9 protein-coding genes are annotated in these 12068 nt (G+C 40.2%); 5 read left to right on the top strand and 4 right to left on the bottom strand.

Annotated elements, in window-relative coordinates; genetic code table 11:
- Positions 1-119: 119 nt before the first annotated feature.
- Together J4N25_RS01320 and J4N25_RS01325 are read right to left on the bottom strand one after the other, a co-directional pair.
- The gene (locus J4N25_RS01320) at positions 120-1109 is read right to left on the bottom strand and encodes a purple acid phosphatase family protein (RefSeq protein ID WP_207420335.1); all 990 of its coding nucleotides are present in this window, start codon (positions 1107-1109) and stop codon (positions 120-122) included.
- A 166-nt stretch (positions 1110-1275) separates the two neighbouring features.
- Positions 1276-3474: an LruC domain-containing protein gene (locus tag J4N25_RS01325; protein WP_207420336.1), complete on the bottom strand. Its 2199-nt coding sequence runs from the start codon at positions 3472-3474 to the stop codon at positions 1276-1278.
- A 272-nt stretch (positions 3475-3746) separates the two neighbouring features.
- On the opposite strand from J4N25_RS01325, the gene J4N25_RS01330 reads away from it, so the two are divergent.
- Together J4N25_RS01330 and J4N25_RS01335 are read left to right on the top strand one after the other, a co-directional pair.
- The gene (locus J4N25_RS01330; RefSeq protein ID WP_207420337.1) at positions 3747-4331 is read left to right on the top strand and encodes a Crp/Fnr family transcriptional regulator; all 585 of its coding nucleotides are present in this window, start codon (positions 3747-3749) and stop codon (positions 4329-4331) included.
- Positions 4332-4383: 52 nt separating this feature from the next.
- Complete coding sequence (locus J4N25_RS01335) at positions 4384-4920, top strand: DinB family protein (RefSeq protein WP_207420338.1); 537 nt, start codon at positions 4384-4386, stop codon at positions 4918-4920.
- A gap of 8 nt (positions 4921-4928) precedes the next feature.
- Here J4N25_RS01335 and J4N25_RS01340 read toward each other — a convergent pair whose 3' ends face one another.
- On the bottom strand, positions 4929-6773 hold the full coding sequence (locus J4N25_RS01340; RefSeq protein ID WP_207420339.1) for a PAS domain-containing protein: 1845 nt from the start codon (positions 6771-6773) through the stop codon (positions 4929-4931).
- A gap of 165 nt (positions 6774-6938) precedes the next feature.
- Here J4N25_RS01340 and J4N25_RS01345 point away from each other — a divergent pair, with 165 nt between their 5' ends.
- Entirely contained in the window at positions 6939-7553 is a 615-nt protein-coding gene (locus J4N25_RS01345; RefSeq protein WP_207420340.1) for a trimeric intracellular cation channel family protein, read from the top strand.
- Between the two features lie 599 nt (positions 7554-8152).
- Here J4N25_RS01345 and J4N25_RS01350 read toward each other — a convergent pair.
- Positions 8153-10066 (bottom strand): vWA domain-containing protein, encoded by a 1914-nt coding sequence (locus J4N25_RS01350; protein ID WP_207420341.1) that lies wholly within the window; start codon positions 10064-10066, stop codon positions 8153-8155.
- Positions 10067-10145: 79 nt separating this feature from the next.
- Here J4N25_RS01350 and J4N25_RS01355 point away from each other — a divergent pair, with 79 nt between their 5' ends.
- Together J4N25_RS01355 and J4N25_RS27065 are read left to right on the top strand one after the other, a co-directional pair.
- On the top strand, positions 10146-10721 hold the full coding sequence (locus tag J4N25_RS01355) for an RNA polymerase sigma factor (protein WP_207420342.1): 576 nt from the start codon (positions 10146-10148) through the stop codon (positions 10719-10721).
- Positions 10711-12033: a carboxypeptidase-like regulatory domain-containing protein gene (locus J4N25_RS27065; protein WP_207420343.1), complete on the top strand. Its 1323-nt coding sequence runs from the start codon at positions 10711-10713 to the stop codon at positions 12031-12033. Before J4N25_RS01355 ends, J4N25_RS27065 begins: the two co-directional genes overlap by 11 nt.
- Positions 12034-12068: the final 35 nt, after the last annotated feature.

The following is a 12068-nucleotide window of genomic DNA, read 5'->3' on the forward strand; positions in this document are numbered from 1 at the left end:
TTCTGGCTTAATTTTATACGTTTTATCCCTAGTTCAAGTTTCCACTATAATCCATCCAATGGGTATTTAATTCATTTTTGTGAATTATACCAATACTCTGATTTATAACCGCCAGGCGTCTAATGTTTACTAAGCCTTGTTTTATAAACAACCTCACCATCTATACTTACCGCTTGCATTAATAATTGCTTCTCTTTAACCGAAAAAGTCATGAACCCGGGAACAGCTTTGGCCAGTTTACTTTTTGGAATTGTTTTCAATGAAAGTACTTCTGAACCTGCACCTGATATGAATTGTTGAGTTATCTTGTTCACTTTAAGATGCTGCAAGTTATGTTCATGCCCTGAAATGTATGCGTCCACTTTGTACTTGGAAAATAAAGGCTTTAGTTGTCTCCGGACCGCCCTTGTATCATAAGCAATTCGACGGTGCCCACCTGTATGAATAGGATGGTGACCCACAATTATTTTCCACTTTACACTGGGCGACGCGGTTTCTAATTCTTTCCTTATCCATTCTTTCTGTTCTGCTGGCTTTTGGCTTTTTATATTATTTCCGTAGTGTTGCTTTTTATGGTACAGCTTAACCAATGGATTAGTATCCAAAAAAAGTATTAGAACTTGTTGGCTTGTGTCTCCATCAATAGCAAACTTCTTCGAATAGTACCTGGAAGGCATAGACCATCTGCTGTTGGTATTAGAATATTCAATCTGAGCATCGGGGTTTGCCATATAATCATGGTTACCAAGAACCGGGTACCACTTTACCTGCAGTGATTTTTGATTGTAAATCTTTTCAAATGAATTTTGAAAGAGTGGATCAAGGGTATCTTTAACTCCAGCTGGATAAAAGTTATCTCCAGTGCTTACAATAAAATCTGCGTCTAACTTCTCCGCCGCTATAGCCATCTGAGTGGCAACCGGCCGTTGAAAATCTCCTCCGCTTTTACCCCAATCGCCAATAGCAATAAAGTGTAAAGCAGAATCACTTTTTTCCAATTCAAGCTTTGACGAATATTGCTTGTTGCCAGAATTAAACGAACCTTGCGAAAACGCTTGAGGGAGACAAATTACAAGAAGTAAAAGCTGAAAAATAGGGAAGAACCTCATTTATCTTTTTCTTAGAGTTCAAAATAGTTCATAAACTGACAAATTGCTTGAAAGTTTTTATTAAGAACACCTGATGAATGAGTGAGATTAGACAGAAATTCACCAGGTAGGCTTAGGGCCCTACCTGGTACGAATTTCGATGCAAAAAAGAACCTTGATCTAATTTTTATTTACTAAACAAGTTAACAGAATTTCTATACCCAGAACCAGTGTTGGCGTACCAATCGGTGTATTGTGTTCCTCCTGATAAGATCCAGTTCGGAAGTTTTAAATACGCTGTGCTAATATCTTTTCCTTCTAATGGATAAACAAAGTTTTTCACAGGAACGCTGATTGCCCATGGATATCCTTCTGCTGTGAGGTAGTACTTTCCTGCAGCAACATTGCTGCGATCGTCTCCCGTTCCAAATAAGCTTTTATCAGCTAAAGTAGTTGGAGTTTTTCCTGGTAGGTGGATCTCTGAACCTCTACCTGCGTTTTTATTCCAGATAAAAGGATTGTACTCACCCAAGCCGAAGCTTGCCAAAGATGGCCCGTTTGCAATTGTAAAGCTGATATTATATGATTTTGCCGTTTGCTTAGGTTCTTCCAGGCGGGTGTTATAGTAAAGCATTTCCGAATGTGTATTATCGAAAAGTGTTATAACAGCCTTTTCCTGTCCTGCTTCAAGAGAACCACCTGTAACATCACCTATCAGTTCTCGTTTAACCGGGAATTCTATACCAAAACCATTTTGGAAAATTCCACCTCTTGCCTGAAGCTCATAGTTACCGTCAACCTGAACTACTTTGTTTCCAGCATTAGTGATCACTTTTAATTTGTAAGAGAATACCACATCATTCATGTCGTAATCTCCTTTAACTGGCCACATATCCTCGAAAGCAATTGTTGCCCCAGCATCAGCAGCTGCATTTGGATAATAGTTATTAAAAGCTTTTGAAGCATCATTAGGGTAGTCGTCAAGATTATCGGCAACACCATCACCGTCTGAATCTACAATTGTTGCCATGCCGTTTCCTGGATTACATCCAGTAGCAGGAATATAAAGATCACAACCTTGAGATGCACCATCCTTGAACAACCCAGAAGGTAAGGTAGAACCATAACACACTCTTAAATTACCTTTAAACTTCTGACCATTCGAAGTTTGTTGAGCATCAAGTATCAGGTTAGAGTTAATTGTTCCAGTAACTTTTACCATAGATGTTGATCCACTTGCGGAAAAACCTCCTGTTATTTTATCAAGGTCTTTCGTCTTGAAATATGATGCATCATACAAATTGACCTGCGCGCTGCCATTAATTTGTGTATTACCGCTAACCTGAACATAACTGTAGTTATTTAACAGATTATTATTCATCAGGCTATTAGAAACCAGAAGTTTACAGCGGTTATTTACAATACCGCCACCATTAATTTGAAGGTTGTTAACTGTTGCAGAGCCTTTATTCTCAAAAGTTGTTGTGCTGTTCACGTTCATTGTACCACCAACCGAAATTGTGCCTTCGTTAGTGTCGGTAATATTAGATGAGTTAAGATTAAAGTCGCTCGTAACCGTTAGATCACCATAGTTATTTACAGTACCTGAGGAAGCAAGGTTTCCTGTAAACTTAGCTGTTCCGTAGTTACTGAAAACATGAGTAGCCCTGTCAAACTCTAAACCAGGAAAGCTTACCCTGCTACCATTTGTTACCACAAAACCAATAGCACTGCTTCCTGCATTTTTATTAATGTTCTGTACCGTAAGATCAGTTCCACACAAACGGGCAATACCACCACCGTTACCAAAGGTAAGGTTAACTATTTTATTAGAACCGCTGATACAAACTGTTTTACCACCATCAATAGTGATCCACTGACCTGAAGAGGTAAGGCTTACGCTTTGAGTACAGCCGGTATTGCAATCAGGACTAGTAGCAAATGTACTAGCACCAGATTTAGTGGAAGAGACAGTAGTGTTTATTGCTCCAAGTGAAATATTTACTTCAGCTCCGCTTAATTCTACTTTTTTGTTTACGGTTGAATTGTCTGGCGCTGTTTTAATTACATATACCTCTGTAATGCTGCTTGGAACATAAACCTTCGTTTCAAAACTAGCATCCGTTGAAGCTGACCCTTTTGAAAGTAATTTACCGTCAGGAGTATAAATAGCAATAATGTGAGTAGCATCAGAAAAACGTGTATCTGTAACTGCAACCTTGAATGTTACATCGCGTGAAGATTCCCATAAGAATCCTTCAGGAACTATTACGTCCGTCAACTTGTTAATATCGCCATTGGCCAATAACTGATCATCGGTTTTCTTGCAAGCCTGAAAAACACTCGCAATAATAAGGGAGTAGGTTAGTAAATGTTTGTAACTCATAGTCATACTTAATGCATACGGAAGGGCAATTCTAATGCCATGGCTGTTAAGATGCGTTTTAAAGCGGTGGTGGTTCAAACTGTAGGTCCCAAATGCCTCATCCTGTTCTATAGACTGCGAAATTTTGGGAAAGGTTTTCCTCTTTCCCAGTTATAAATCCATTGTAAAGCCTCTTGTCCTTTAATAAGGAAGGGCATTATTATTACTTACACAATGGTAGACCCAACTACAATGACTTAATTTGTACCTTCTCTGAAATAGAATAGCTAAACATGCAGGAAGATCTACAGCAACTTAGAAATTTACTGGAAACAATCGGAGTTTTGCAGAGTGAGGATTGGGAAGCATTTTCAAAAGTATGGTCGCCTTACTCCGCAAAGAGAAAGATCAGTCTTACCGCCATTGGCGAAACCGAGAAATACCTTTATTTTGTTTTAGACGGTGTTCAACGGGTTTACTATTTTGACGGGGAGGGGCGAGAGGCCACTATTGTTTTTATGTACCCACCTTCATTTGGCGGTGTGTTAGATTCCTTCATGCTTCAGCAACCATCTCGCTATTGTTACGAAACCTTAACTCCCTCACGGTTCCTGCGTGCTCCATATGCTGAGGTGAACGCCCTGATGAAATCACATCCGTCAATACAGCACCTTATCCTTCAGGGCCTCTCGGCGGTGCTTTCAGGAGTATTACAGCGACTTACAGAGTTGCAATGCTTCACTTCTGAAGAAAAGTTTTCGAGCTTTTTAAAACGAAGTCCCCATATTCTACAACTAGTTCCACATAAGTATCTGGCTAGCTACATTGGAATAGATCCAACTAATTTTAGTAAGCTGATCAATAAAGTGAAAATCTAAATCATGGTATTTACCAAGGTTGACGTGAACAAGGATTGCCAACTTTGCATCTATGAAACTCAATAAAAACCACCTCTTAAATAAGCTTGGCGACCAAGTAGAAAGCCATTTGCATATTGCAATTTCATCATTTCAGAACGAGTCTGAGAAAGTGTTGCTATGCCCGTCTGCTACCGGCGGCTGGAGTATTGCCCAATGCCTTGACCACTTGAACTCTTATGGGGATTACTTCTTACCTCGATTGAGTAAGGTATTACAGGTGGAAACCTCCGATAATGCCGTTACGTTCAAAAGCGGCTGGTTGGGAGATTATTTTAGTAAGATGATGGAGCCTTCAGCAAAGAAATACAAAGCAGCTAAAGGGCATACTCCGAGGAAAGATCTAGATGTATACAAGGTTACCGCCACTTTCATTGCTCAACAAGAAGAATTACTGTTGCTGTTAAGGAGGGCAACAAGTGCTAATCTTAATCACAGGATTCCAATTTCTATATCTCCAATAATACGTTTAAAAGCCGGCGATGTCTTTCGTTTTCTTATAGCTCATAATGAAAGACACATGCAACAGGCACTTAGGAATCTCCCTTAATCTCACTATCATGCATGTGATAGTAACCATTCCCGGGCTTCAGTCGTGGACGTAAAAAACTGCGTTATCACATTTCCCTGCTTTAGATCGACCGCTTTCTGAGCGGAGATATTGTTAAACATTACCGAGGAGAAGACCCAGGCAAAATGGCGCAGTCCTGCAGCTTCCATCATAGGAAACCACTGACCACCTACCCATTCGGAAGCGTCAGAAACGCCGGTGATGTTCGAATTATCATTCAACACGAGTCGGCAATTATTCGCCTTCAACAGTTCATGCATCTTCAAACAACCATATTTCACAGACTCAAGGTCCTGAAAGCCGATCCAATCTACCTCAAGGATGCCAGTTGCAACGTTGAAGCTTATAGCCATCTGATTATCTTTATACTCAGTTGAAGATTCAACAATAATTTCACGACGAAGGTCATTAATGGGAAGTTTAAAAAAGAACGTGGAGCCTTTTCCCAGTTCGCTTTCAATCCAAAAATCTCCACTATGTCTAATTAATATCTCAGACACTATAAAAAGGCCTAAACCCAATCCTTCGTACTTCATGGCCGTAGCATCTACACGATAGAACCGCTGAAAAATCCTCGCCAGATCCTCATCTGCTATGCCGATGCCAAAATCTTTAATTGAAGTAATTACATAATTCGCTTGGACGTAAGTATCTATTTCAACACGATCGGCTCCAGGCGAATATTTAACAGCATTGGAAAGTATATTCGCAAATACCTGCTCTAATCGGTAGCGATCTCCCTTAAGCTTTACAGATGATTTATTTTTAACAATAACTTGATGCTTTACATTCCAGCTCCTAAACGTATGAACAAAATCGTCTATTAGTTCAGCAAAATCAATTTCTTCAATATTGTATACGAGCTTTCCAGCTGATATTTTAGACACATCAAGTAAATCGGAAGTAAGCCTCTCCAAACGTTTCAATTGATCAAGGCCACGAGAGATAAAAGTAGTCTGTTCTGCGGTTTTGTTTTTATCTAAAAGCTGCAGATAAAGCTTTAGACTAGTGAGCGGAGTTTTGAGTTCGTGACTCGCGATACTTACAAACTCATCCATTTTCTTCAATTGCAAATTGCTGTGTTGATGTTCTCTTTCCTGCTCGGTGATGTCTGTCAATGTACCAAGAAAACCAGTTTCTCCATCAAAAACGGGTAAGCCTACCGAGAGGAACCATCTATATTCATTATTTGCACTCTTAAGTCGAAATCTGCCACTATAATGCTCTCTATTCCGCAAAGCTTTATCGTAGTATTTTTGAACCTCCGGAATATCATCCTCATGCAATAACTTGGTCCAGCCGCTATCAAATCCATCAGCGACAGGCATGCCAGAAAATTTCTCCCACTGCTTGCTAATATAATTCAAACTTCCGTCAACCCCGGTTCGCCAAATAATAACAGGAGTATTATCGGCAAGAAATCTGAAGTATTGTTCATTTTTTCGTAAGGCTTCAGACGATTGCTTTTGTTCTTCAATATCCACGCATATACCTAACCAGGAAGTCAAGACCCCATTTTTGTCGAACACAGGCTTCGTTTTACTTAGGTGCCAGCGATAAATTCCGTTTTTATCTCTAAAACGCTGCTCAATTTCATAACTTGTGGCACTCTGTAGATTTCTCTGCGCTTCTCTCTGCACTAGCGGTAGATCCGCTGGATGTATCAAAGTCCAAATAATCTTTTTTAATTCACTAACACATGTCGTTCCCGTAAAATCAAACCATTCCTGGTTATAATAATTCGCGGACATATTTGCATCAGCCCTCCAAACTTTGGCAGGAACTGCATCAGCTAAAAAACGAAATTCAGAATCAAACGAGCTATCAGGCATAAGACATATTAGCTGACAAACAAGTCAGGGTAGCAAAGATATTATTTATGCATTTTACAGCACTATATCCAAGGAAGGATTTTCTGGACTGCGAAAAGCCGTAAGTAAATAAGAACTGGTGTTTATAGATTTAGCTGTTATGAAATATTCCGTACTTTGCTTCAAATGGATCCTATTTACATTACTGAATTGTTTGGCACATTCTTTTTTGCAATGTCAGGAGCTCTGGCTGCTGCTGAACATAATGAGGAGCACGACTGGTTTGGCGCGGGCTTTATAGGCTTCGTTACCGCAATAGGAGGAGGTAGTTTGCGGGATATTTTGCTAGGTAGTTATCCACTTATATGGGTCGGCAATGTACGATTTCTGTATGCCATCCTCCTGGGAATTCTACTGGCCGGTTTATTTTATAATACCCTGTTAAAGCTTCGCAGAACCTTTTTGCTTTTTGATACTTTGGGTATTTCCCTTTTCACCATCCTTGGAACGGAAAAAGCACTTAGGTATGGTATTAGTTCTGAAGTTGCTGCCATGATGGGAATGTTTACAGCAGTGATGGGCGGAGTAGTAAGAGATACTTTGCTAAACGAGGTGCCTGTAATTTTTAAGAAGGAGATCTACGCAAGTGCTTGCTTGATGGGAGCAAGTATATATCTGTTACTTATTAATTTTGGGGTAGAGCGGAACAGCAGTTTCTTTGCTTCAATACTTGTAGTCGTTATCATAAGAATTCTGGCTCTGAAATTTAAATTAAGCTTACCAAAATTTAAAAGAGGCTAAATGTTTATGCCTGCTGCTATTATTGTAAAGCCTTAATGGAATAAGAAACTTTTTACTATTTAATTGAAATTCATTTTTGTAAATTTGGAACTATCCTATCAGAGGCAATTTCGGTCTCCATTCAAAATCCAATAAACATTATAGCAACCTTATAGCGACCTTACAGCGATCTTATAGCGACCTTATAGCGATATTTATTCCATACTGATTCGTAAATGCTCCGGCACTGATCTCACTATCGTCCAAGGATTGGCTTAAGGTTCGCTTCCTCTTATTTTCTACTGCCCCCCAAAATTCCGAACCTGTCCCGAACCAGTATGATCTTCTTCTATAAGGCAACCTGAAATTAATTCTTTTAGACAGACTACTTTTATAATAGGAGGGATCTTTCAAAAAAAACTTCCATGAGCAGAAACTCACAAACGTAGGATGAAAGCAGCTTAAGGGTTTTACTGTGGGGAAGGCAGGGTTGTGATACCATAACAGACTATAATTAGGATCATCATTGGTATCCCAGAAAGTAAAAGGCCGGCATTAGTTATTATGCCGGCCTGGGAGGCTAACTCCCTGTTTAGCACGGTTTAGGATGCCCGGTGTTATTAATAAGAGTCTTTAGCAAGTTCCATTCCTTTAGATAGCATGGCTGCGCTTTCAGCTAAACGAACAAATTCTGCACGATAGCCATCATCATCTTTTCCTCTTGCGCCTTTTGCTCTTAAGATGAGCTTATCAAAAGAAGAAGCTTGTTTAAACTCAGAATTTCTTAGTAGCATACCGAACTCGGCTACTGCACTAGCAAAACGAAAATCTGCAGAGGCTGATTCAAAGGCAAGGGCTCTATCTTCCTGGATAACTTGCACTAAGCGACTTTTATCAGAATGAGGATCCTTGTAGCGGAATTTAATAGTTGCAACATCATCCGAATTCGTAAGATCTTCTTTCCTTGCTTGTTTTTGATACTTTAGAGGATCAACGCTTAAGGAAAAATCACTTTTTACGCCCACCGGTATTATTTCATACAGGGCAGTTACAGTGTGCCCTACACCCATATCTCCGCCTATCTTTTTATCATTATTAAAGTCTTCTTTTGCCATAAGTCTGTTTTCATAACCTATTAGCCGGTACGCCTGAACTTTGCCTGGATTGAACTCAACCTGAATCTTTACATCTTTAGCAATTGTGAAAAGGGTTCCGCCAAATTCAGTGACCATTGCTTTCCGCGCTTCTGTAATATTGTCAATATAAGCATAGTTCCCTCTCCCTTTATTTGCGATAGTCTCCATTTTGCTGTCTTTCAGATTTCCCATACCAAACCCTAAAACAGAAATATTAACTCCGCTTTCTCTTTCCTGAACAATCAGATCTTCCATTTCCTTATCGCTCGAGGCACCTACATTGAAATCTCCATCCGTCGCCATAATGATCCTGTTATTACCTTCTTTCTTGAAATTTTCACGGGCAACCTGGTAGGCCATTCTTAAACCAGCACCGCCTGACGTAGAACCGCCAGAGCCTAAAGCATCAATGGCGTTCTTAATTTCTGCTTTACGGCTACCCGGGGTACTCTTCAAAGCTAGTGTTACGTAGCCTGCATAAGTTACTATAGCTACCTGGTCTTTATCCCGTAACTGATCTACCAACATTTTTAAAGAGGTTTTAACCAGTGGAAGTCTGTTTTCTGGAGACATTGAGCCTGAAACGTCGATCAGGAAAACAAGATTAGAGGCTGGCAACTTTTCTGTCTTAACCTCTTTTGCCTTTAAACCTATCCGTAATAGCTGGTGCTGGGGATTCCATGGGGCTGAGGATAGTTCTGTATGAATTGCGACTGGTTTATCGTCTTTTGGTCCTTCCAGATCATATTTGAAGTAATTGATCATTTCCTCAACTCGTACTGCGTCTTTAGGAGGAAGCTGCCCATTATTAATAAAGCGACGCAGATTTGTATAGGAAGCGCCATCCACATCTACTGCAAAGGTCGATAAAGCTTGATCTTTGGGATTCTGGAAACCGTTTTCGGTAATCTCCTTGTAAGATTCTGTGTTGTGGTCGGGAATTAATATATGTCGGGTATATACCTGATTGTTTTGACCTCTTATTGCAATCCCAGATATTTTACCATGCATAGCAGCTGTAGGAGCAGCTGCCACTGCTCCAGTGACATCCTGTTTTCTTTGGGTTCCATATCCAACTATCACTACTTCCTTCAGTTCTGATTTCGACTGCTTTAGAGTAACATTGAGGCGATCAGTTTTCCCCGGCTTAACTTTCAGAGTTTCATATCCAACAAATGAAAAGACCAAATTCACATCGTTGGATGGAATCTTTAAAGAATAATGCCCTTCGGTATCTGTTGATGCTCCAATAGTTGTACCTTCAACTCTTACAGACACACCCGGTAGAGGAGAGCCGTCTAATTGTTCGCGCACCGTTCCACTAATAGTGCGCACTGAGCTGCTTTTAAAGCCAACCAGACTTAAGAGCAGGATAATGAGGTATAGATTTCCTTTCATGTTATTGAATTTTGGCGAAGGATGCATCATCAGGAAAATTTCCATAAGCGATAAATAAAAATTATTTTCAAACACTTAAATGAGTTGGTTTAGTAATTCAGGGAAATCAGATCAGTATAGCGACCAGGAACTCCTGGACCGTTATCTGGCTACGCACGATCTGGAAATCCTGGGTAAACTGTATAAAACCCATTCCTCAATGGTTTACTATGTCTGCTATCGCTACTTCCAGGATACTGAACGGAGTAGGGATGCCGTAATGCAGATCTTCGAAGAGCTTATCAGGAAGATAGATAAGCAGGAGATCAGGCAATTCGCCAGCTGGCTTTATGTGTTGACCAAGAACTACTGCCTAATGCAGCTGCGTTCAAACAAGAAAATGCAATATGTTTCGTTCGATGAATTTGTGGAATTTCCTGTAAGTCAGCATCAGGAAGACCATAAAGAAAAGGAGGCAGCCCTTACCGCACTCGAGAAATGCGTGGAGAAGCTTCCAGAACGGCAAAAACAAAGTATCGACCTGTTCTTTTTAAATGAAAAGTGCTACAAAGAGATTGTGGATTTAACAGGCTTCAGTTTGAATGAGGTTAAAAGCTATATACAGAACGGAAAAAGGAATTTAAAAATTTGTATGGAGAAGAACGGTGGAGAGTAACAAATACGACATATCCTTAATTCGGAAGTATCTTAACGGAGAGCTTGATGCAAGAACTATGTATCAACTGGAACGCCAGGCTCAGGAAGATCCGCTTTTGATGGATCTGATTATGGGAATGGAATTGGGAGACCAGTTGAAACATGATAAAGCTTTAATTGAGGTAAATGATCTTATCGATCAAAGGACAAAACCTGAAAAGACCCGCATTATTCCTCTGCTTCGTTGGAGTATTGCAGCTTCTGTAGTTATCGTGTCTGGAATTGCTGCATTGCTTATCCTAAGGAAGGATTCACCCGAAAGAATTTCAATGGCGGAATCCAAGAAACCTGTAACTGTAGTGGACAGCCTGGAAAAGCCGGGGGTTGAGGATCTTCCTGAAGTTCATCAAGATCAAACGAAAGTGGCAGAAGTTAAACGGAAGTCAAAACCGTTGAAAACTTATGGGAAGGACAAGGATTTAGAAGTATCGAAGAGTAAGGAACAAATAGCAATGCTTGAACCAGGGAAAACAGGAGAGTCCGGAGTATTGAATGAGGTTGTGATAACAGGTTATCCCACACAGAAAAGAATGGAACTTACAGGCGCTGTAGTAAGTGTAAAAGCAGAAGAATTAAGCCCACAAATAGCCTTACAAGGGCGTGTTCCTGGGGTGGGAGTTGAGCCACCCATGTCAAAATCGATCAGAATTAGAGGTTCTTCTTCATTGCCAGCAGAAAACAAGGATTATAGAGCACAAATAAGTGGCATAGTTAGAGACAAGCAATCCAATCAGGCGCTTCCGGGTGTATTCATAAAAGTTAAAGGAACAAACATTGCAACAGTAACAGATATCAACGGAAAATTTAAGCTGGCCGTTCCAGACCCTCAACAAACCCTTGAAGTGTCTTTTGTTGGTTTTGACCATGCTTCTGTAAAGGTTAATAGTAACGATAGCGTGGTTATTGCGATGAACCCGGCAAGCTTGGCCTTAAACGAAGTTGCAGTAGTTCGCTACGGAAGCAAAAAAGATAATGACGATCTAGCGGACAATCAAAACAGGGAAGTTGCACCGGCTAATGGATGGGAGGAATATAACAAGTACATAAAGGAAAACGCAATAGTATCAAAAGGGCAAAAAGGTACGGTTGTACTAAGCTTTTCTGTTTCTTCTAATGGTTCCTTAAGTGATTTTAAAATTATAAAAACAGACAGGCCTTCTCTGAACCTACAGGCAATCAAACTGGTATCAGACGGTCCGCAATGGCGGGGCCCAAAGGCAGGCACACAGAAAGTGAGATTAAGGATCAAGTTTAAGGAGGTTGAAGACTAATAAGCAGAGTGGTTTAATACCTGGTATGCATAAAG

The organism is Desertivirga brevis (assembly GCF_017355835.1).